Genomic DNA, 22,633 nt, shown 5'->3' on the forward strand with positions numbered 1-22,633 from the left:
AATTATTTATAACTGTTTCGCATGGTATCGCGTATGACGTCGAGTCCACCGATAGACGAACTTCATTTCGAAGACGCACCGGACGTCGGAACCGTTCCCGGTCCGAACACCCGGGAACTGTTGGACAAACAGCGCGAGATCGACAGCAGCGCGGTTTCGTATCCGAACGACATCCCCATCGCGTTCGAATCGGGCAAGGGCGCGACGGTTCGGGACGCGGACGGCAACACGTTCATCGACATGTTCGCCGGTATCGGCGTGCTGAACGTCGGGCATTCGAACCCGTACGTGCTCGAAGCGGTCCACGAACAGACGGACAAACTCGTTCACACCGTCGATTTCCCGAGCGAGGCCCGTCTCGAACTCATCGAGAAACTCGACGAAATCGCTCCGGCGGGACTTCAGGGTAACAGCAAGGTGGTCTTCGGCGGACCGACCGGCAGCGACGCCATCGAGGCGGCGATAAAACTCGCCAAGCACAACACGGGCGGCGACGGCCTCATCGCCTTCCGCGGGGCGTACCACGGCGCGACCAGCGGCGCGATGAGCCTCACCGGGAACAAGGGATTCAAAGGCGATTACACGCCGCTCCTCTCGGACGTCGTCCACGCGCCGTATCCCCACCCGTTCGGACAGGACAAGACGCCGCAGGAAGCTGTGGACCACGCGCTCGAAGAGGTCCGAGCGATCCTCGAAGACCCGTACGGCGGGTTGGCGAACCCGGCGGGAATCTTCGTGGAACCGATCCAAGGCGAGGGCGGCGTCATCACGCCACCCGAGGGATTCCTCCGCGGCCTGCGCGAGATCGCGGACGACAACGACGTCGTGCTCGTCTTCGACGAGATTCAGTGCGGTCTCGGCCGCACCGGCCAGTGGTGGGCCAACGAGTGGTACGACGTCACGCCGGACGCGATGACGACGGCCAAAGCCCTCGGCGGCGTCGGCTTCCCGCTCTCGGCGACCATCTATCACGAAGACCTCGACACGTGGGGGCCGGGCGACCACGCGGGCACGTACCGCGGGCACGTCGTGGCCATGCGCGCCGGGACGCGTGCCATCGAATATATCCAGGACCACGACCTGCTGGCGCACGGACGCGACCTCGGCGAGTACATCCGCGGCCGACTGCAGGACGCGGCGACGGAGACCGACGTCATCGGCGAGGTCCGTGGCAAAGGGCTGTTCGTCGGTACCGAGTTCGTGGATGCGAACGGCGACCCGGACAGCGACATCGTGGACGCGATTCAGGACTACTGCTACGAACACGGCGTTCTCGTCTGGAAGGCCGGACGACACGGAAACGTGCTCCGCCTCCTTCCGCCGCTCGTCCTCACCGAAGAACTGGCCGAAACCGCGATGGACGTCATCGTCCAAGCGGTCCAGCACGCGAGCGAGGAACAACAACAGGTCGCCTGAATCGCCTGGACACGTTTTCGGACCCAAATACACACGTTTTCGAACCCTACCAATGAGCCACACCGACCGAATCGTAACGGAGGATGCACCGCGCAACGACAACCCGTACTCGCAGGGCGTTCGCGCCGGAGAGACTCTGTACGTCTCCGGCTACGGCCCCGTGGACCCGGAAACCGGTGACGACGTCGAGGGCGACGTGGGAACCCAGACGGACCGAGTGCTGGACAACATCGCCGCTGTCGTCGAGGAAGCGGGCGGCGACGGCCTCTCCGACTTGGTCAAGGTGACCGTCTACCTGACGAACCTCGACGACTACGACGCGGTCAACGAGGCGTACGGCGCACGGTTCGCCGACACGCCACCCGCGCGGGTCTGCGTCGAAGTCGCACGGCTTCCGGGCGATGTCGAGGTGGAGATGGACGCCGTCGCGTATCTCGGATAGCCGGTAGCTCAGATAACCGGTATCTCGAATAACCGAGAAAAAATCAGTCGTTCAGTTCTTCGACGCGCTGGTCGCGCTGTTCCGTCGCGGCGTTGACCTTCTCGATGAACGCGCTCATCTGTTCTTTCATCTCCGAGCGCATGGACGTGGCAGAGAACTCCTCGGATTCGGTGAGGAGGCGGATGAACGCCCGGAGTTCCTCGTCGGTTATCTCCTCGAAGTCGCCGAATTCGAGTTTGTCGATCACTTCGTCCACGTCGATTTGCCCCACCGGTTCGACGTTGAAGTCTACCGTAACCATGCGATAGTCCGACCCGGCCAGTTCCTGCTCGGCCTCGTTGACACCCTGTGCGAGCATGTCCTTGAACGGCGTGTAGTAGCCCATCGTCCCGAGATGGAGGAACGCGAGCATGTCGGTGATGCCCTGCGTGTAGGCGTCCCGCGCGTCGTCGTCGGGGTTGAACACCGTTTCGCGGTCCCGTTCTTCGAGATGTTCGAAGAGGATGGTGAAATCGAGGATCGCGTTGCGAAGGCGGCGGCGGATCCGGTTCCGCTTCTGCTTCTTCGAGTGTTCCGTGTAGTCGGACTTCCGTCCGATCAGGAACTCCCTGTCGCTCGGCGTGAGGATGCCACGGTCCCGGTCCGCGGAGTACGCGAGTTTATCCCGTGACTCCTGCTCGTCCGAACCATCGGTCATAAACGGATTTTGTGTACGACCATGATTAAGGGTTACGGACCACGCCCCGACGTTCGATCGAATCACGCGACTCGAACCGGACTATGGGGCGATTCGGGTCGAAATGATTACTCATCAGTAAGCTTTTTCATCATTTATTTTTCACCCGACCGTGTTACACCATACCAATGATATGTTCTGTTACTGTCGTACACAGTTAACGTTCTCCGTGCAATTTTGTAAACGTATTTTGTAACCGCTAGTAGCGATATCCGTAATATTTATGGGTGTCATCCACGATGGCTAAAAAGTGTGTCATAGCGCACCACGGCCAATGCCACCATACACTACTCATGAGATACAAATCGTGCAACCGGAACGTGTGCAGACCGATGAATCGGCCGCTGAAGACACGGGTTGAGCGACCTGAACTGCCGTCGCCGTCCGTACGAAACGGAGGTGGGATGATATGAGCCAATCCGACGAGCAGGGGGCCGTCTCGGAGTTCCTCGACGAAATCGAACCGACGATTTTCGTGTTCGGTGCCGTTCTCACGCTGATTTTCGTCGTCGCGTTCGTGCTGAATCCGTCCGGCTCATACGATTACGTCCTAGGTATAAAGAACTGGATTCAGCAGTACTTCAACTGGTTCTTCCTCTTGGTGATGTTGGCCTTCGTGCTCTTCCTCGCGTTCCTCATCTTCGGCCCGTGGGGGAAACTCAGGTTGGGTGACGAAGAACCGGAGTACAGCTACCTCTCGTACTTCGCCATGATGTACTCTGCCGGACTCGCGGCGGGAATCGTCTTCTGGGGTCCGGCCGAATCCCTGAGCCACTTCGCGGAAGTTCCACCGTTGTACGACGCGCCACCGAAATCCGCGGCGGCGATGCCCATCGCGGTGGAGTACGCTATCTTCCACTGGAGTCTCACCCAGTGGTCCTGTTTCACGGTGATGGGCCTCGCCATCGGTTACTTCGTGTACAATTACGACGCCCCGCTCCGAGTGTCCGCCGTACTGACGCCGATACTCGGTGCCGACAACGTCGATGGGTACATCGGGAAGACCGTCGACATCCTCGCGGTGTTCGCGACGCTCGGCGGCGTCGCCACGTCGTTGGGATTCGTCGGAAGCCAGTTCATCACGGGCCTCGACTTCCGGTGGGGTATCGCACTCGGTGACGTCGGAACCATCCTCATCATCACCGGGATGACCGTGATTTTCACCGCCTCACTCATTCTCGGGGTCAACAAGGGTATCAGGTGGCTCTCGAACTTCAACATGGTGCTGTTCTTCCTGGTGATGGTCGCCACCCTCATCTTCGGCCCGACGTTGCGCATCCTCGACCTCGGAACGCAAGCGTTCGGTCGGTTCGTCACCGACTTCTTTAGGATGAGTCTCTACACGCAGGCGTCTCAGCCACCAAGCTGGGATAGATGGGTCAACCAGTGGACCGTTTTCTACTGGTTGTGGCCACTCGCGTGGTCGCCGTTCGCGGGGCTGTTCATTGCCCGCATCTCACGCGGCCGGAGCGTCCGTGAGGTCGCGTTCGCCGGAATCGGAGCCACGTCGATGGCCACCGTTCCGTGGTTCATCATCGTTGGCGGGTCCGCGGTCATCTTCCAGAATTCCGGTGTCGCACACATGCTCGGCCCCGTCGACAAGTTCGGCCCGTCCGTCTCGGGATTCGTCCTGTTCAACGCGATACCGACCATCGGCCCGCTCTTGCTCGTCGCCTTCCTGATTTTGGTGACGACGTTCTTCGTCACCTCCGCTGACTCCTCGACGCTGGCAGTGTCGATGATAACGACCGGCGGGAAGGAACACCCCTCGTCCATCAACCGTATCTTCTGGGCTGTGGCGCAGGGTGCGGTCGCCTCCATCCTCATGGTCGTCGGTGGCGTCGAAGCGCTGCAATCCGCCGCCATCATCACCGGCGCACCGTTCGCAATCGTCTGTCTCCTCGCCATGCTCGGGCTCATCAAAACGTTCCAGAAGGAGTCCGGCGGCGTGCTCCTACAGGACCGCACGAAGCTCATCGGCGCGCCGACGACGAGGGAGGAGACGACGGACACACCGGGGGTGGCCGGTCAGGACGACGACTGATCGGTGACGGCCGTCACCGCTTGACGATAACAAGTTTTAATAACGGAATATACGAACATTGTGTATGGATAGGGACACGGCATATCCCGACGCGGCCACACTTCCCGGTCCGAACGCGGAGCGGTGGATCGATTTTCATACCGAACACGCGGCACCGAGCGAGTTCTCACACGAGTTCGTCTGGGACATCACGGGCGAGTCGCACGGCCCGTTCGTCTCCGACGTGGACGGCAACGTGTTGCTCGATTTTACCTGCCACATCGGCGCGGCACCGCTTGGCTACAACAACGAGAAGATTCTCGGCAAACTGCGCGAGTTCTCACTGGTCGAACCGATGAAAATCGCCGGGCAGGACATCTACTTCGGCGATGGCCCGGACCCGAAAACGGCGGAGTTCCCCGCGTCCAGTCACCTCATCGAGAAACTCGTGGACGTTTCCAGCCAATACGGAATGGACACCGTCTTCCTCTCGAACTCCGGGGCCGAGGCCATGGAGAACGCGATGAAGATCACCCACGACCACAACCCGGCCGCGAAGTACGCCTACACGTTCGACGGGAGTTTCCACGGGCGAACGCTCGGCACCCTCTCCATCACCCGCTCGAACGAGGTGTACACGAGACACTACCCCGAAATCGCCGGGGTTCGAACCGTCCCGTTCTGTGATGCACACGACGGTAACGATTCCTGTGACTGTGGCTTCTTCACCGGCAACGGCTCACAGCTACGAAATTCCCTCCAACCCGAAGGCGGCCACGTCAACCCCGACGAGGTCGCGTTCATGGTCATCGAACCGGTTCAGGGCGTCGGTGGGTATCGGTTCCCGAGCGTCGAGTTCATGGAGGAAGTGGGCGACGTCTGTTCGACGTACGACATTCCGCTGATCGCCGACGAGATTCAGTCCGGCGTCGGTCGCACGGGGAAGATGTGGGCCTCGGACCACTACCCCATCGAACCGGACGTCATCGCCAGCGCGAAGGCGCTTCGAACCGGTGCGACCATCTCTCGGTCGGACCTCTTCCCGGCCGAGAAGAACCGTCTGGGTTCGACGTTCGGCGGCGGCGACCTGCTCGCGTCGATGCAGGGCACCTTCACGCTGGAGGCCATCGAGGAGTACGACCTGCTCCGCAACGCGACCGAACGCGGGCGGCAGGCCAAGGAGTTGCTCCGCGACGCCGCACCGACACACGTCGAGGACGTGCGGGGCAAAGGCCTGATGCTCGCCGTCGAGTTCGACACGGCGGAGCGACGCGACGCCGTCGTCCAGGCGGCGCTGGAACGGGGACTCCTCACGCTCGGTTGCGGGAAGAAAACCATCCGCCTGCTTCCGCCGCTGGATTCGACCGAGCGCGAAATCGAACTCGGCATCGGGATTTTGAACGAGGCCATCGCGGCGGTCTGAACGAACGTCCAATTTTTATCCGTCGAGGCTATCGCTGACGACCGCGATTCCGTTCCGGTGATCCAGCGCCATCAACACTGACGAAAGCTGTTCCGGACCGCTCCCCGCCACGCCGATTTTCACCGGCGTCCGGTTCGGTTCGTCCGCGTTCGTTCGACGCGTTCGCTCCAGTTCCTCCAGTTCCGCACCGTGGCTATCGACGGTGTCCGTAAGCGTCTCCAGACCGCTCGGCCAGTCGGCGACCGAGAGGTTCGCTTCCGCGTACCGGCCGAGTTCCATTCGGCCGGTACGCGTGAGTTCGGCGTGCTCGGCGAGGTTCACGTTACCGCCGGAGACGACGACCGGCGACGTGTTCGTCCGCCACGTCCACCGCGCCGGAGCACAGCGCCGCGAGCGGCGCTGCGCCCGCGGTTTCGGCCACGGTTTTCGCCCGCTCGGCGAGCAGGGTCACGGCGACGCTCATCTCGCGGTCGGTGACGCTCACCACGTCGTCCACGCGCTCGCGGACGACGGCGAACGTCTTTTCGAGCAAGCGCGTGTCGGCGATTCCCTCCGCGACGGTGTCCACGTCCGGCAGTTCGTGAATCTCGTCGCGTTCGAGCGACGGCTTGGCGTGGAACGCCCCCTCGGGTTGGACGCCGACGACGCGGATGTCCGGGTCGTGTGCCTTGAGAACCGTCGCGATTCCCGAGATAAGTCCGCCGCCGCCGATGGAGACGAGGACGGTGTCCAGTTCCGGGTACTCTTCCAGCAGTTCGAGTCCGACGGTTCCCTGTCCCGCGATTATCGCCTCGTCGTCGAACGGGTGGACGAAGGTCAGGTCCTTCTCGTCGGCGAGCGAGAGCGCATGCTCGTAGGACCGCTCGTAGATGTCACCCTCCACCACGACGTCGGCACCGTACCCCCGCGTCGCTTCTATCTTCGAGGACGGCGTCACCTCGGGGACGACGATGGTCGTGTCGATGTCAAGCAATCCGCCCGCGAAGGCGACGCCCTGTGCGTGGTTGCCCGCGCTCGACGCGATGACGCCGCGCTCGCGCTCGGCCGGGGGGAGTTGCGCCATCGTGTTGTACGCGCCGCGACTCTTGAACGACCCCGTCCGTTGCATGTTCTCCAGTTTGAGTCCGACCGACGCCGCCCCGCTGCGCTCGGCGAACGTCGTCGAACGGTCGAGCGGCGTCCGATGGACCACCTCATCGAGTCGTTCGTCGGCCTCCCGCACGTCGGCGACGGTGACGATGTCGTCGGCCGCCGGTGGCCGGTCGTCCGTCCGCTCCGAGTTCATGGCCCGTCGTCCGCGACGGCGAGTATCGATTCGACCAACACGTCCACGCCGATGGGGAGGCTTCGCTCGTCCACGTCGAACGTCGGCGTGTGATGGCTCGTCGGATGGTCCGTCCCGACGATGAGGTACGTGGCGAGGCCGCCGTCCTCCTGCACGCGCTCCATCAGGAACGTGGCGTCCTCGCTCGCGCCGAAGTCCGCGGACGGGAGCACGGTCTCGACGCCCTCGACGTCCCGTGCAACGTCCGCCACCACCTCGGCGAGTTCCGGGTCGCTATCCGCTCGGGGGGATTTGCTCCGGACGTCGATGTCCACGTCACAGCCGTGCATCTCGGCGGCGGTTTCGAGCGTCCTGTCCAACCGGGACTGCATGTACTCCATGAGTTCGGTCGTCTCGCCGCGCACTTCCGCCTCCACGTGGGCGAAATCGGCGATGACGTTGCTCGACGTTCCGGCCTCCGCCCATCCGAGGTTCACGCGCGTCATCCCGTCCTCGTGGCGCGGAATCGCGTAGGCGTTTTGGATCGCCGTCCCGAGCGCCTGCATCGCGTTGTCGCCGTCTTGGGGCGCTTTCCCGGCGTGAGCGGTCGTTCCCTCGAACGTCACGTCGACGTGAGACATTGCCAGCGGCCGTTCGATTCCGGCGACGACCTCTCCCGTTGGGTGGTCGAGACCGACATGGACGGCGAACAGGTAGTCCAGGTCGTCGGCGAATCGGCTTTCGGCCATCGGGTGACCGCCGCCGGACACCTCCTCGGCGGGTTGGAAGAAGGCGACGAACTTCCCGTCGAAGTCGCTCTCCGCGATGGCTTCGAGGGTGGCGAGCCCCCACGTCATGTGTGCGTCGTGACCGCAGGCGTGCATCGTCCCCTCCCTTTCGGACCTGAATCCGGCGTCGGCGGGCGCGTGGTCGTCCGCCGACGATTCCTCGATGAACAGGCCGTCGATGTCGACGCGGAGGCCGACGACGGGTCCGGAACCTCGGTCGAGAACGGCGACGACGCCCGTGTTTCCCCCGTCGATTTTTTCGAGGAGGTCGGGGTCGGCACCGCGTTCGAGCGCCCGTCCCTGCCATTCCTCGACCTCGTCGGCGTCCGGAACGGCCATTCGCTCGTCGCTGTCGTACACGTCGGTGCCGACGGCGAGTTCGTCGACGCCGATGCCCCGAATCTCCTCGACGAGACGATGCGTCGTGTAGAACTCCCGCCACGCGGGTTCCGGGTACCGGTGGAATGACCGTCGGACGTCCGAAAGTCGATCACGGATTGACTCTGCCATGCGTGGTACTGGCACGCCCACCCACTTAATTGTAAACGCATTCCGTTGACAGCGACTACACAAAAGGACTAATATGGGGTCCCAACAATCGTACGATTATCGATTCGCGTCACTCGACGCGGTGGTTTACCATGAGCGAAAACCCGGATATCGTCGTCCTCCGCGAGGGGACGGAAGGACTCTCGATGGAATCGTACGCCGAAGCGTTGCGTGAACGCCTCCCGGACCGAACGGTCGCGCACGCCACGACGCCGAAGCAGGAACGCGAACTCGTCGCGGACGCGCGGGTCGTCACCGGCATCACTATCGAGCGGGACCTGCTCGCCCGCGCCGACCGACTCGAACTGTTCGCCTGTACCTTCGCGGGAACCGATCACGTTCCCATGGACGCGCTCGCGGACCGCGGCGTCGCGGTGACGAACGCCGGTGGAATTCACGCACCCGGCATCGCCGAGCAGGCCATCGGCAACATGCTCGTCTTCGCCCGTCGACTCCACGAGGGGTGGCGACGAAAGGAGCGCGGCGAATGGCGGCACTTCCAGTCCGGCGAACTCACCGGCAGCACCGTCACCGTCATCGGGTTGGGTTCCATCGGAGGGGAAATCGTCCAACGGCTTCAGGGGTTCGACGTCGAAACCATCGGCGTTCGGTACACGCCTGAGAAGGGCGGCCCGACGGACGAAGTGGTCGGCTTCGACGAGGACGCCATCCACGACGCCCTCTCCCGAAGCGAGTACGTCGTGGTCGCGTGCCCGCTCACCGAGACGACGCGCGGACTCATCGGAAAATCCGAGTTCGCGACGATGTCGCCGGACACCGTTCTCATCAACACCGCCCGCGGCCCAATCGTCGATACCGACGCGCTCGTTTCGGCACTCCGCTCCGAAAAGATCCGCGGGGCGGCTCTCGACGTGACCGATCCGGAACCGCTCCCCGAGGACCACCCGCTGTGGTCCCTCGAAAACTGTCTCATCACGCCGCACACGGGCGGACACACGCCGCTCCATTGGGACCGTCTCGCGGACATCGTCGCGGGGAACGTGGACCGCCTCGAAACCGGCGAAGCGCTCGAAAACGGGGTTCTCGCCCCGGAACCGAACTGAGTTACTTTTCGCTGATTTATTCTTCGCTGATATTTCCGATCACGTCGTGAAGAGCCGACGCGGGAAGTCCGCGAGCACTTCCGCACCGTTCGACGTGACGCGGAACGTCTCGCTCAACTCGACGCCGAAGTCGTCGAACCAGAGGCCGGGGATCATGTGGAAGGTCATGTCTTTTTCCAATATCGTCTCGTCGCCCGGCCGCATGCTGGCGGTGTGTTCGCCCCAGTCCGGCGGGTAGCCGAGGCCCATCGCGTAGGCGATGCGGTCCTCCTTTTCGAGGCCGTACTGCGCGATGGTGTCCCGCCAGACCTTCTCGACAGATTCGCAGGTGACGCCGGGTTCGACGGCGTCGATTGCGGCTTCCAGTCCCTCCACGACCACGTCCGCCCGCCGTTGCATCTCGTCCGGCGGGTCGCCGACGAACGTCGTCCGGGCCAGCGGCGAGTGATAGCGGTGCCGACAGCCCGAGAGTTCGATGATGACGGGGTCGCCGTCCTCGAATTCGCGGTCGGTCCACGTGAGATGGGGCGTTCCGGTGTGGTCGCCCGAAGGCATCAGAGGGACGATGGACGGGTAGTCGCCGCCGAACTCCTCGGTACCGCGGATGAGGCCGTCGTAGATTTCTGCCGCGGCCTCGTACTCGGGAACCCCTTCCTCGATTGCGTCGAGTCCGGCGAGCATCGCCTCCTCGGAGATGCGCGCCGCCTCCCGCATGTAGTCGAGTTCCTGCTCGCTCTTTTTGATTCGAATCCAGTTGACGAGCAGGGTTGCGTCCTCGAAGGTGGCGTCGGGGAGGTTCTTCTGAAGGCGGGTGTAGGATTTCGCGGTGAAGTAGTAGGCGTCCATCTCCAACCCGATGCGGCCGTCCTCGGCGTCGAGGTCCTCGATGACCTCCCCCAAGTGATCCATCGGATGAAGGTCGTACGGGGAGTGAACGTAGTCGTCGCTGTACGGGAGAATGCTCTCCTCGTCGAGCCAGGTGGTCGCACGCGCGCCGTTGGCGTCCATACCGCGGCCCACCCATACGGGTTCGTCGCGTTCCAGCGTGACCACGACGGCCTGATGGACGTAGAACGACCAACCGTCGTATCCCGACAGATAGTTCATGTTCGCGGGGTCGGCTACGACGAGCGCGTCGAGTTCCTCCTCGCGCATCCGCTCTTTCGTTCGTTCCAAACGCGTTTCGTACTCGGTATCGTCGAAGATTGTTCGTGGCATGCTAGCGGCACTCACCAGAACGTTCGTGGAATAGCTGTTTAACTTTTTTGTGTACGCAGAAAACGAATGTTGTGTACAACCGTGCACGTCGTCGACGACTGCGAGCGCCGCGTCCGGTGACGTCATCGTCAACGATCACGACCGCTGATAAGGGACGATTCTTTCTACTCCGCTTCCAGATACTCCCGTATCTCCTCGTCGTCCAACGCGTCCAGCACGCGTTCGGCCCCGTACGTCTCGACGAGGCGGCTCACCCCGCGTCGGGAGCGTTCCTCGACGGCGTCGTCGGGGACGCGCGTCTCGAACGCGCTGTCGATGTACCGCTCGCGCAGTTCCTCGAACCGCTCCTCGTCGATATCCGGGTCGTCCTCGACTTCGTCCTCGTACCATTCGCGCCAGCGGTCGCGGTCGCCCCAGTCGCCCGAGAACTCCGAATTCCGGCGGAGCCAGTCGTAGTGCGGTGCGACGCCGCCGGAGAACCCTTCCTCGTTTCGGAGGTCCTCCAGCAGACATCGCGCGACGTGTGCGCCGTGACCGGCGGCGATGATGGTTTGAACGCTCCGTTGTCCGGCGGGTGCGGCGACGTAGAGGCCGTCGATGGGCGTCCGGCCGTCGGCATCGGCGTATTCCGGATCGAAGTGTTCGTGCTCCTCGCCGTCGTGTTCGTGGCGTTCGAACATCTCGTCGCCGCCGAGCGGTCGGAGGTACTCGCCGTCGTACCACGCGGCCGCGATGACGCGGTCCGCCGTGACGCTACGGCCCTCTTGCGTTTCCACGACGAACGCCGAATCGTCTTCTCCTTGGGTGATGGATTCGACCATGTCCGGAACCAGTTCACACCCCGCCTCCTCGACGTGGGCGTGCATCAACTCGTAGAACGTGTCGATATCGACACCGGCGGGGAACCCGAGGTAGTTCTCCAAGTACGCGCATCGTCGAAGTGCCGCGTTCCCCCGGTCGAAGACGACGGTGTCGAGGCCGTACCGTGCGGCGAACACGCCCGCCGAACTGCCGCCGGGACCGCCGCCGACGGTGACCACGTCGTAGTCGGTCATCGAACTCGCCCCGCGGTGCTGTCCGTCCCGTCGTCCGACCGCGGGACTTCACGCGTATCCTGGTGCGGCGATTGCTTCGTCGTGGCCGAGCGATCTCCGAGTTCCGTCGGATGTCCTACCATGTTTTTAGGCTCGCCTAAAATTTTATAGAGGTTTCGGTCGGACCGTCGGTCGATCGATCCGATATCGGTGCCCCGATCGGTCGGCTATCGTTGTCTTCCGACACCTTCCGCTCGAACGGCAGTCTCTGCCGTAACCAACGCCGTTTTGTCATCGTCACGACGACGGGACAACATACGATGGTACATGCCAGCGTCGTCGGCTGCGGGAACATGGGCGGTGCGCTCGTGAGAGGCTTGTCGAGAAGCGGAAATCACGCCGTCACTGCCTGTGACGTGGACCCGGATGCACTGGAAGCGGTGTCGGAGTACTGTGAGAAAACGACGACGGACCTCGCGGAGGCGACCGAATCGAACGTCGTGTTCGTCGCCCTGAAACCGGATCTCGTGGGCGACATCGTCGCCGAACTCGACCTCTCGTCCGAACAGACACTGGTCTCCATCGCGGCGGGCGTCCCGACGACCGCGCTCGAACCGTTGACCGACGCGACGGTGGTCCGACTCATGCCGAACCTCGCGGCGGAGTCGGGCACCATGGCGGCGGCCATCGCCGGGGACGAAATCCCCGAAACCGTCCACGAACTCCTCGACGACGTCGGCGTGGTCGTCGAAATCGACGAATCGGCGATGGACGTCGCAACCGCGGTCAACGGCAGCGGCCCGGCGTTCGTCTTTTACTTCATCGACGCCATGGCACGGGCGGGAGTGAACGGCGGCCTCAGTCGGCAGGACGCGAGAACGCTCGCCGCACAGACGTTCAAAGGAGCGGCGGAGACGGTGCTCCAGTCCGACGAGAGCGTTCCCGACCTGATAGACGCCGTCTGCTCACCGAAGGGAACGACGATAGAGGGGATGGAAGTACTCCGCGACAGTTCGGTCGAGGGAACCGTCACCGAGTCGGTCGCCGCCGCCGAAAACCGATCCAAGGAGCTGATGGTCGATTATGACGATGAGTGATACCGTCGAACGAAATTCGCTCGAACGGGCACGGCAACGGGCGGCGACGGCCGACCGCGTCGTCGTCAAAGCCGGGACGAACTCGTTGACGGACGACACGTCGAACCTCGACGACGACAAACTCGACAAACTCGTCGACGACGCCGTCGCCCTGCTCGAAAACGGGAGCGAGGTGCTGTTCGTCTCCTCCGGTGCCGTCGGCGCGGGGAAGGGCCGGGTCGGCTACCCGGACGACACCGTCGAGGAGTCACAGGCGCTCTCGACCGTGGGCCAGTCCCACCTCATGCGACGCTACACGGAGAGTTTCGAACGCTACGATCGAAAGGTCGCCCAGATACTGGTGACCCAACACGACCTCGACAATTCGGAACGGTTCACCAACTTCCAGAACACGGTCGAAACGCTGTTGGACTGGGGTATCGTGCCCATCATCAACGAAAACGACGCCGTCGCGACCGAGGAGATACGAATCGGCGACAACGACATGCTGTCGTCGTCCATCGCCATCGGCGTGGATGCGGACCTGCTGGTGACGCTCACGGACGTCGGCGGCGTGTACACGAACAATCCGAAGGAGGACCCCACGGCCGAACGCATCGAAGCGGTCGGTCGCAACTACGCGGAAATCCAGGAACTGGTGGACCGGAGTTCGACCGCCAAGTTCGGCGGCATCCAGACGAAGGTGTCCGGCGCACGGTCGGCGAGCGAACACGGAATCCCGGCGATCATCGCAAAATCCACGAAGGAAGACGTCGTAGACAGAATCATCGACGGAAAACCGGTCGGGACGATTTTCGTCCCGACGGACGACGCGCTCGACGACTGACCACTCTACAAACGATGGCCGAGAAATCCACCGAATCCAAAGTCGAAGAAGCACAGACCGCCGCGCTCGCGCTCGCGCAGCGAACCGACGACGACCGCTCGACGGCGTTGAACGCTATCGCCGACGCCATCCTGGCGAGGGAGGACGAAATCCTCGACGCCAACGAGCGGGACGTCCGCGAGGCGGAGGAGCGTCTCGCCGCGGGGGAGTACAGCCGAGCCCTCGTCGACAGACTCGAACTCTCGCCGTCGAAACTCGAAAGCATCGCGGAGATGGTTCGGAGCGTCGCGACGCAGGACGACCCGCTCGGGAAGACGCTCACGGCGCGAGAACTCGACGAAGGACTCGAACTGTACAAGCGCACCGTTCCCATCGGTGTCGTCGGGACCATCTTCGAATCGCGGCCCGACGCCCTCGTCCAAATCGCCGCGCTCAGCCTCAAGTCCGGGAACGCGGTGATACTGAAGGGCGGCAGCGAGGCGAGTCACTCGAACAGGGTCCTCTTCGAAATCATTCGGGAGGCTACCGACGAGATGCCCGACGGCTGGGCACAACTCATCGAGGCACGGGCGGACGTCGATACGTTGCTCGGCATGGACGATTCCATCGACCTCCTCATGCCACGGGGCAGTTCGGCGTTCGTGGAGTACATTCAGGACAACACGAGCATCGCCGTTTTGGGACATACGGAGGGAATCTGCCACGTCTACGTGGACGACGAGGCCGACCTCGGGATGGCGACGGAAGTCGCCTACGACGCGAAAGTGCAGTATCCGGCGGTGTGCAACGCCGTGGAGACCCTGCTGGTCCACGAGGACGTGGCCGCCGAGTTCCTGCCGAAAATAGCCGAGCGATACGAGGAAGCGGGTGTCGAGTTGCGCGGCGACGAAGCGTCACGCGACATCGTCGCCATGGAGGCGGCGAGCGAGGACGACTGGGCCACCGAGTACGGTGATCTGATCCTCTCGGTGAAGGTCGTCGAGTCGCTCGATGCCGCCATCGACCACATCAACGCGTACAGTTCGAAACACACGGAATCCATCGTCACCGAGAACGGGGACCGCGCGAGCACGTTCATGCGGAGCCTCGACTCGGCGAGCGTGTTCCACAACGCTTCAACCCGGTTCGCCGACGGGTTCCGTTACGGACTCGGCGCGGAAGTCGGCATCAGCACAGGGAAGATTCACGCACGCGGACCCGTCGGCCTCGAAGGCCTGACGACCTATCAGTACTTCCTCGAAGGCGACGGACAGGTCGTGGGGACCTACGCCGGGGAGGACGCCAAACCGTTCGTCCACGAGGAGTTCGACGGAGAGTGGACCCCCGGTTCGCTATCCGACCGATAGGATTCGAAAACGTATCGTGCCGCTGTCTTCACTACTTTCTCCGACGTTCGGTAACTAACGATACTTGACCGATGAACGATACTCACCCCATGAGCGACATTTTACTACCCGAAGTTTAATTCAATTTTTCTGGTATTATATTTTCGATCTAATAACGTATTTCTTGTAGCGGTCGCAATTCGAGGTTGGGAAATTCATGACTGATAATGACACATCGGACGGCAAGCGACGGAACTTCCTCCGAGCGGTCGGTGCGCTCGGTATCGCCGCCGTCGGAGGGACGGCGTCAGCGAACGAAGGGGCAGGAAAGCATGATGACGGTCGATGTGGAAACGGACTCCGCGCTATCGCTCGTCACCACTATCGATTCTTCGAGGCGTTCACTTCGGACCTCGGACTTCCCGACGACACCGTGGAGGAGACGGGCGAGGGAATTCGGCGGTCGAACCGAACGTCCCCGTCGAACATCGCGATGTACGTCGTCAGCACGGTCGGTGCCGCCGAACTCGGGGTGCTCTCGGAACGGGAAGCGAGGGGGCGCGTGGACGCCGTCGTCTCCACGTTGGAATCAGTGGAGACGTGGAACGGCCTCTTCCTCCGGTGGTACGACATCCGGACCGGGCGGCCGTGGATGGAGACCCACGACGGGACGAAGTACGTCTCGACGGTGGATAACGGCCACCTGACCGCCGCACTGACCATCGTCGGCCAAGCGTACGGAGGCGAACTCGGGCGGCGAGCGCGACGCCTCGTCCGGGCGCAGGACTACTCTCCGTTTCATCACCCGGACAACGGACGACTGATCGGCGGATACGATTACGAGAACGGACTCGACGACTGGACGTACGGGATGATAAACAGCGAACCCCGAGTCGCGAGTTACTGCGCCATCGGGATGGGCGACATCCCGAAGACGCACTGGTGGCGACCCCGCCGGACGTACACGCCGGACGCCGACTGGACACAACAGCGTTCGAGCGGCGAGTGGAGCACGTACGACAGCGTCGACGTTTTCGAAGGGCACTACGAGTACGACGGAACGAAGTTCGTCCCCAGTTGGGGCGGCGCGCAGTTCGAGGCGCTGATGCCCTCCCTGTTCATCAAAGAGCGGGAACTCGGCCCCCGCGGGTTCGGACTGAACAACGAACGCTGGGTGCAGGTCCAGAGAGACTTCGCGGATGCACAGAATTGGCCCGTCTGGGGTCTCTCCCCGTGCGGAACGCCCGACGGCTACGGGTCGTTCGGCGTCCCCCAACAGGGAGCGTGGAAGGATCACTACGCGCCCGGTCCCATCGTGACGCCCCACGCGACGTTCCTCGCCCTCGACTACGCGCCCCACGCCGCCCACGAGAACGTCCGCCGTCTTCGACGGATGGGAATCGACGGAACGTACGGGTTCTACGACTCGGTCAACGTCGAAACCGGCGAACTGACGAAGAAGTACTACGCGCTCGATCAGGGCATGTCGATCGCCTCGATCGCCAACCACCTCACCGACGGCGTCCTCAGGGAGTACTTCCACGAGAGCGACGTCGGACGACGTCCGGAGGACCTCCTCGAACGAGAGGAGTTCTCCATCTGAGCACGTCTACGACGGGCGTCTCCCGGTTCGCCCGCCGACTTACCTTCCATTAATAAAAAGAAACAAGTTATCTCCTGACAATCGTTCTGTATGCGGCTACAAAACGAAACAGTGTTCATTACCGGTGCGGGTCAGGGCATCGGCGAGGCGACTGCCAAGCGGTGTGCCGAGGAAGGTGCGTTCGTGGTCTGTACCGACGTGAACGAGGAGACGGGGTCGGAAACCGTCGCGGACATCGAGGACGCCGGTGGCGAAGCGGAGTTCCTCGAACTCGACGTGACGGACGCCGACGCGTTCACGAACACCGTCGATGCAGTCGTCTCGGAACGGGGACTGGACGTTCTGGTCAACAACGCCGGTGTCGGCCATCCCCCCGCGTACGCGGAGGACGTGGACGATTCCGTTTTCGAGGGCGTCTTCGACGTCAACGTCCGCGGCGTCTGGAACGGTTGTCAGGCCGCGCTTCCGCACCTCAAAGAACAGGGGTCGGGCAACGTCGTCAACGTCGGGTCGTTGGCGTCGTTCTACGGCCTGCCGATGCAGTCGGTGTACTCGTTGACGAAGGGTGCCGTCCTCAACTTCACCCGTGCGGTCGCCGCCGAAGCGGGCCGCGACGGCGTTCGCGCGAACGCCGTCCTCCCGGCGTTCACGAACACCGAACTCGGAAACCAGTTCTTCGAGACGCGCTCGGACCCCGAGAAGGCGAAGGAACTCATGCTGAAACGCTACCCGCTCGGCCGATTGGCGGAACCCGAAGAGGTCGCCGATGCGATCCTGTTCCTCGCCAGCGACGAAGCGTCGTTCGTGACCGGTCACGGACTCGTCGTGGACGGCGGGTTCTCGGTGCAGTGAACGGGGATCCGGTGAAATAGGTTCGTTTCGCTCGGAACTATCTCCGTCTACGACGGGATCACGGACGTATCGGAACACGACTTTCCCGTATCAGCGTTTTCTCCGACTCCCGACTTTGAACATCGCTCACCCCTTCAGTCCCCGATCCCGTGTCCGATTTCCGACGTGAGAAACCGGCGACATACACATACGTTCTTATGTTCCCGCCGTCTCGAAACGAACAAATGGAGATACCTGACGAGTTGCTCTGCGTTTTCAGTGCACAAATCGAAGAACGAAACGGCGCGTATCATCTCACGCTTCCAGAGCGGGAACTGGATAACGGCGTCTTGGACGATGACGAAACGTATCGTGTCGCATTGCTCGGGTCCGATTCGGAGCGCACGAAAACGGCCACAGCGACGACGAACCCGCAGGAGTCGACCCCCGAACCAACCGAGAACCACCAACACACCTCGCCGCCGGTCGAAGTCGGGGACCGTCGAACCGTCGAAATCGAAGGCATCGGTGAGAAGGGCGATGGCATCGCTCGGGTCGAACGCGGCTACGTCATCATCGTTCCCGACACGGAGAAACGTGACCGGGTGACGATCGAGATCACCAAAGTGAGCGAGAACGTCGCATTCAGCGAAGTCGTCGAGCGGAAGCAGTACTACGAGTAGCTTCTTCGACTCGCTTTCGGATGCCGAAAGTTCTGCTTCAATGATCTTTTTTATAGGTATGTATTGTACACCATCGTTTATTGGGTAAAAATATTCTGGACATTCCATGAGCAACTGCCTATCTGACGTGAAAACGAAAACGTCCCCACAGAAATATCGGCATAACCATTCATTTTGTAAACCTTTATATCCCCTGTCTACTCCTATGGGGATGCTACCCATAATCATGGAAAAAGATAGCATGACGGATTCTCGATCGATTCCGGACAAAATAAAGCGGCGGCGTCTCCTACAGGGAGTCGGAGCAGTCGGTATCGCCTCGCTTGCCGGTTGTACCGGTGGCTCGAACGACGACTCGTCTGGCGGTGATGGTGATGGTGGTGGCGGTGACAACACCAGCGATGGCGGAAGCGGATCTCAGTCGGGGAACAAAAACAGCAAGCTGACTCTCTCATTAGTGAAAAGCCCGCTGGAATTCGACCCCATCGTTCTCAACGACGTTCCCTCGGCGGAGGTGTCGGACCGCATCTTCGAGGGATTGTACACGTACGACGCCGGAATCAACCAGGTTCCACAGTTGGCGACCGACAAGCCGGAGGTCAAGAACGACGGGAAGACGTACGTCGTGAAGCTCAATACGGACGCCAAATTCCAGAACGGCGACCCCGTCACGGCCGAGGACGTGAAGTACTCCTTCGAGGCACCCGTCAAGGAGGAGACGGAGAACGCGGCGGAACTCAACATGATCGATTCCGTGAAGGCTGTCGACGACCACACGGTTCAGTTCGATCTGAAGTATCCGTACGGTCCGTTCATGAACACCCTGACGTGGTCCATCGTCCCCAAGAAGGTCAGGGAGAAGAGCAAAAAAGATTTCAACAAGAAGATGCCCGTCGGCTCCGGACCGTTCAAGTTCGATAGCTGGCAGGAAGGGAAATCCGTCAAGATCTCCCGGTGGGACGACTACTGGGGCGATCTCACCCCGAACCTCGCAAAGGTTCACTACACACCGATCGAGGAGCCGACGACGCGCTTGACGAGCCTTCAAACGGGCGAGAGCGACGTCATCGAGGAAATCCCGCCGAAGCTCTGGCAGCAGGTCAAGAGCATGGGCGATTCGTCCATCGTGGCGACCAAGGCGTTGGGATACTACTACCTCGCCTTCAACTGTAAGAAGGGGCCGACGACCAACCCCAAAGTTCGGGAAGCCATCGACTACTGTTTCGACATGGATCAGGCCATCTCGAACTTCGTCGAGCCGACCGGCGTGCGCCAGTACAGTCCGCTGCCGGAACAGATCACGAAGAAGTGGGACTTCCCGCTCGACAAGTGGAAGAAGATCTCCCACGGCAAGGACATCGACAAGGCGAAACAGCTGTTCGACGACGCGGACGAAGTTCCGAACAATTGGACCGCCAAGATCATCGTTCCCCCGGACGACAAGCGCGAACAGCTCGGTATCACGGTCGCGAACGGGATGAAACAGGCCGGGTACAACGCCAAAGTCCAGCGTCTCGATTGGGGTGCGTTCCTCGACAAGTACGTCTCGGGCGACCCGAACGACTGCAACATGTACACGCTGGGATGGTCCGGCGGACCTGACCCGGACGACTTCCTCTACTACTTCTTCACGGAGGACGCCCACGGATCGACCGACGGGACCTACTACAACAAGGTCAGCGACAAAATCGTCAACGCGCGAAAGTCCGCGGACCACGCCGAACGGAAGAAACTCTACTCCGAGGCCATCACCACGCTGCTGGAGGACCGAGCACACATTCCGGCGTACAACCTGAAGAACAGCTTCGGGATGAAAAACGACGTGCACGGATTCAAAGCACACCCGGTGTTGAGCTTCGTCCTCGCGACGCAGTACACCAACGTGTCCGTCGGGTCGCAATAACGCGACATCCCTTTCGATACGATTCAACGACAATATACATGGGAATCCTCCGTTACACAATTCGACGCTTATTACAGGCTATTCCGGTGCTTCTCGGTATCGTGACGATCACGTTCCTGCTGACCAACGCGATTCCGGGGGACCCGGTCAAAATCATGCTCGGACCGTCACCGAGCGCCGAGATGGTAAACCAGATACGCGCGCAGTACGGACTGAACCAGCCGCTTCCGGTGCGATACGTACACTATCTCACTTCCGTCGCACAGGGCAACCTCGGCGAGAGCATCTACTACCGAGGCGTCCCCGTGACGACGAAGATCATGCAGCGGCTTCCGGTGACGCTCCTGCTCATGCTGGCGAGTTTCACCTTCGCGCTGGTCGTGGCGATTCCGCTCGGCATCATCTCCGCGAATCGACGCAACCAACCGACCGATCACGCCACGCGTATCGCCGCACTCATCGGCGTCAGCACGCCTGACTTCTGGATCGGGCTAATGCTCATCATCGTCTTCGCCTACTATCTGAAATGGTTACCTGCGACGGGTCTCGTCCTTCCATGGGCGAACCCGAGTTCGGTCGAACACGCGTCCTCACGTCTGGACGTGCTCTGGCAGACGTGCACTCATCTGTTGCTCCCGGCGATAACGCTCGGCACGCTCCAGATGGCCGCAGTCATGCGTATCGAGCGCTCCTCGATGCTCGAAGTGCTCCAACAGGAGTACGTGAAACTGGCGCGCGCCTACGGTGTCGCGGAACGAAAGATCGTCCGAAAACACGCGTTTCGGAACGCCCAACTGCCGGTCATCACGGTCGTCGGGTTGCAACTCACCGCCGCGCTCGGCGGGGCGGTGCTGACCGAGACGGTGTTCAACATCAACGGAATGGGACGGCTCATCATTACGGCGGTCAACAATCAGGATTATCCGCTGATCATGGGGACGACGATCTTCTTCGGCCTGACGTTCGTCGTCGGTGTCGTTCTCACCGACATCTCCTACGCGTACATCGACCCACGAGTGAGTTACGACGAGGTGGACTGACATGGCAACTGGAGAAACAAGCACGGAAAACATCCGCACAACACAGCGAACCGAGGAGCAAGAGAGCGAGACGAAAGTCGAGGCCCGCGTCGGATGGCGTTACACGGTCGAACAGGTCCGACGGGACACCACTGCGAGGATCGGCCTCTACATCATCGGGTTCATCCTGTTTCTCGCGGCGTTCGCGTGGATCGACGCGAAGCTGTTCAACTACGCTATCGTGAGCAGCTTCTGGCACAACCCGCTCAACGACCCGACGAGCGCCAAGATTCTGCGTCCCCCGATGGGAACGAGCAACGTCTTCGGGAAGGGGCTGGCACAGTACCCGCTCGGGACGGACCACCGCGGACGGGACATCCTCGTTCGACTCGTCTACGGTTCGCGCATCGCCATGCAGGTCGGCATCATCTCGACCGGTTTCGGACTCATCTGCGGGACGATACTCGGCGCGGTCGCAGGCTACCACGGCGGATGGATCGACGACGTACTGATGCGGCTGGCTGAAACGCTGTACGCGATTCCGTTCCTCGTGTTGGTCATCGCGTTCATGGCCGCGTTCGGCCGCGACCTGACCTTCGCGATGATCGGCGTGGGCATCACCACGATACCCGTCTTCGCCCGCCTGATCCGTTCGCGGGTCGTGAGTGTGCGCGAGGAGGAGTACATCGAAGCGGCCAAGGCGGCGGGGGTGCGTGATCGGAACATCATCCTGCGCCACGTCATCCCGAACAGCTTCGCACCCGTACTCGTGCAGGCGACCCTACAGGTCGGCATCAGCATCCTCATCGTCGCCGGTCTCTCGTTCCTCGGGTTCGGGGCACAGCCACCGACGCCCTCGTGGGGCCAGATGTTGAGCCAATCCCGGGGCTACATGCTACCCGACCCGTGGTTCAGCCTCTGGCCGGGACTGGCCATCCTCGCCACCGTGATGGGGTTCAACTTGCTCGGCGACGGCCTGCGAGACGCGCTCGATCCGCGAATCAACAATTGATATACGATATATGACAGAAACACTGCTACAAGTCGATAATCTGAAGACACAGTTCTTCACCGAAGAGGGCGTCGTCCGTGCGGTGGACGGCATCTCCTTCGACGTGAAAAAGGGGGAAATCGTCGGTCTCGTAGGCGAATCCGGGGCCGGGAAGAGCGTCGCCGCTCAGAGCATCCTTCGCCTGGTAGATTCGCCGGGCGAAATCGTCGGCGGCGAGGTCCGCTTCCGGGACGAACTGCTGTTCGGCGTCGAAGAAGGCCCGGACGGGGAGATGCGGGAACGCGAGGAGATGCTGTCGAACGAGGAGATGCGAAAGCAGATCCGCGGCACCGAAATCGCCATCATCTTCCAGGACCCGATGGAGAGCCTGAATCCCG

The 22,633-nt window shown here is 61.9% G+C and carries 20 protein-coding genes and 1 pseudogene; 15 read left to right on the top strand and 6 right to left on the bottom strand.

The genetic code is table 11. The features are described from left to right. The first annotated feature begins 33 nt into the window (after window positions 1-33). Together NKF26_RS17010 and NKF26_RS17015 are read left to right on the top strand one after the other, a co-directional pair. Window positions 34-1,416 (top strand): aspartate aminotransferase family protein, encoded by a 1,383-nt coding sequence (locus NKF26_RS17010; protein ID WP_253234640.1) that lies wholly within the window; start codon window positions 34-36, stop codon window positions 1,414-1,416. A 52-nt stretch (window positions 1,417-1,468) separates the two neighbouring features. Then, a complete protein-coding gene (locus NKF26_RS17015) occupies window positions 1,469-1,858 on the top strand; it encodes a Rid family detoxifying hydrolase (protein WP_253234641.1) in 390 nt (129 codons plus the stop codon). Window positions 1,859-1,901: 43 nt separating this feature from the next. Here NKF26_RS17015 and NKF26_RS17020 read toward each other — a convergent pair whose 3' ends face one another. Further along, a complete protein-coding gene (locus NKF26_RS17020; protein ID WP_253227772.1) occupies window positions 1,902-2,555 on the bottom strand; it encodes a hypothetical protein in 654 nt (217 codons plus the stop codon). Window positions 2,556-3,003: 448 nt separating this feature from the next. Between NKF26_RS17020 and NKF26_RS17025 the strand changes: the two genes are divergently transcribed. Continuing rightward, entirely contained in the window at window positions 3,004-4,638 is a 1,635-nt protein-coding gene (locus tag NKF26_RS17025; RefSeq protein WP_253227773.1) for a BCCT family transporter, read from the top strand. A 64-nt stretch (window positions 4,639-4,702) separates the two neighbouring features. Further along, the gene (locus NKF26_RS17030; protein WP_253234642.1) at window positions 4,703-6,040 is read left to right on the top strand and encodes an aminotransferase class III-fold pyridoxal phosphate-dependent enzyme; all 1,338 of its coding nucleotides are present in this window, start codon (window positions 4,703-4,705) and stop codon (window positions 6,038-6,040) included. Between the two features lie 15 nt (window positions 6,041-6,055). Here NKF26_RS17030 and ilvA read toward each other — a convergent pair. Further along, window positions 6,056-7,325 (bottom strand): annotated as a pseudogene (gene ilvA, locus NKF26_RS17040) (threonine ammonia-lyase). After that, window positions 7,322-8,602 carry an amidohydrolase gene (locus NKF26_RS17045; RefSeq protein ID WP_253234645.1) on the bottom strand — a complete coding sequence of 427 codons (1,281 nt, stop codon included), beginning with the start codon at window positions 8,600-8,602 and terminating at the stop codon, window positions 7,322-7,324. Before NKF26_RS17045 ends, ilvA begins: the two are co-directional and overlap by 4 nt. A gap of 131 nt (window positions 8,603-8,733) precedes the next feature. On the opposite strand from NKF26_RS17045, the gene NKF26_RS17050 reads away from it, so the two are divergent. Continuing rightward, window positions 8,734-9,705 carry a D-isomer specific 2-hydroxyacid dehydrogenase family protein gene (locus NKF26_RS17050; protein ID WP_253227777.1) on the top strand — a complete coding sequence of 324 codons (972 nt, stop codon included), beginning with the start codon at window positions 8,734-8,736 and terminating at the stop codon, window positions 9,703-9,705. A gap of 39 nt (window positions 9,706-9,744) precedes the next feature. Here NKF26_RS17050 and NKF26_RS17055 read toward each other — a convergent pair whose 3' ends face one another. From NKF26_RS17055 to NKF26_RS24175, 3 genes are all read right to left on the bottom strand, one after another. Continuing rightward, the gene (locus NKF26_RS17055) at window positions 9,745-10,923 is read right to left on the bottom strand and encodes a M24 family metallopeptidase (RefSeq protein WP_253227778.1); all 1,179 of its coding nucleotides are present in this window, start codon (window positions 10,921-10,923) and stop codon (window positions 9,745-9,747) included. Between the two features lie 164 nt (window positions 10,924-11,087). Then, on the bottom strand, window positions 11,088-11,978 hold the full coding sequence (locus tag NKF26_RS17060) for an FAD-dependent oxidoreductase (RefSeq protein ID WP_253227779.1): 891 nt from the start codon (window positions 11,976-11,978) through the stop codon (window positions 11,088-11,090). Then, entirely contained in the window at window positions 11,975-12,100 is a 126-nt protein-coding gene (locus tag NKF26_RS24175; protein ID WP_256487635.1) for a hypothetical protein, read from the bottom strand. Before NKF26_RS24175 ends, NKF26_RS17060 begins: the two co-directional genes overlap by 4 nt. Before the next feature lie 177 nt (window positions 12,101-12,277). On the opposite strand from NKF26_RS24175, the gene proC reads away from it, so the two are divergent. From proC to NKF26_RS17110, 10 genes are all read left to right on the top strand, one after another. Further along, window positions 12,278-13,054 carry a pyrroline-5-carboxylate reductase gene (gene proC / locus NKF26_RS17065; protein ID WP_253234646.1) on the top strand — a complete coding sequence of 259 codons (777 nt, stop codon included), beginning with the start codon at window positions 12,278-12,280 and terminating at the stop codon, window positions 13,052-13,054. Further along, window positions 13,047-13,880 carry a glutamate 5-kinase gene (gene proB / locus NKF26_RS17070; protein ID WP_253227781.1) on the top strand — a complete coding sequence of 278 codons (834 nt, stop codon included), beginning with the start codon at window positions 13,047-13,049 and terminating at the stop codon, window positions 13,878-13,880. Before proC ends, proB begins: the two co-directional genes overlap by 8 nt. Before the next feature lie 14 nt (window positions 13,881-13,894). Continuing rightward, window positions 13,895-15,226 (top strand): glutamate-5-semialdehyde dehydrogenase, encoded by a 1,332-nt coding sequence (locus tag NKF26_RS17075; RefSeq protein WP_253234647.1) that lies wholly within the window; start codon window positions 13,895-13,897, stop codon window positions 15,224-15,226. Between the two features lie 196 nt (window positions 15,227-15,422). Beyond that, window positions 15,423-16,808, top strand: a complete 1,386-nt coding sequence (locus tag NKF26_RS17080) for a glucoamylase family protein (protein ID WP_253234648.1) — start codon at window positions 15,423-15,425, stop codon at window positions 16,806-16,808. Window positions 16,809-16,898: 90 nt separating this feature from the next. Next, entirely contained in the window at window positions 16,899-17,660 is a 762-nt protein-coding gene (locus NKF26_RS17085; RefSeq protein WP_253227784.1) for an SDR family NAD(P)-dependent oxidoreductase, read from the top strand. A 224-nt stretch (window positions 17,661-17,884) separates the two neighbouring features. Then, window positions 17,885-18,322, top strand: a complete 438-nt coding sequence (locus NKF26_RS17090) for a TRAM domain-containing protein (protein WP_253227785.1) — start codon at window positions 17,885-17,887, stop codon at window positions 18,320-18,322. A 241-nt stretch (window positions 18,323-18,563) separates the two neighbouring features. Further along, window positions 18,564-20,225 carry an ABC transporter substrate-binding protein gene (locus tag NKF26_RS17095; protein WP_253227786.1) on the top strand — a complete coding sequence of 554 codons (1,662 nt, stop codon included), beginning with the start codon at window positions 18,564-18,566 and terminating at the stop codon, window positions 20,223-20,225. 38 nt (window positions 20,226-20,263) lie between these two features. Beyond that, window positions 20,264-21,265, top strand: coding sequence for an ABC transporter permease (locus tag NKF26_RS17100; protein ID WP_253234649.1), 1,002 nt, complete (start codon window positions 20,264-20,266; stop codon window positions 21,263-21,265). Between the two features lies 1 nt (window position 21,266). Further along, window positions 21,267-22,256 (top strand): ABC transporter permease, encoded by a 990-nt coding sequence (locus NKF26_RS17105; RefSeq protein WP_253227788.1) that lies wholly within the window; start codon window positions 21,267-21,269, stop codon window positions 22,254-22,256. 10 nt (window positions 22,257-22,266) lie between these two features. Beyond that, window positions 22,267-22,633 (top strand): ATP-binding cassette domain-containing protein (locus tag NKF26_RS17110; RefSeq protein WP_253227789.1); only part of this gene is annotated, 367 nt, incomplete at its 3' end.

Source organism: Haladaptatus sp. AB618 (assembly GCF_024136965.1).
Classification (GTDB): domain Archaea; phylum Halobacteriota; class Halobacteria; order Halobacteriales; family Haladaptataceae; genus Haladaptatus.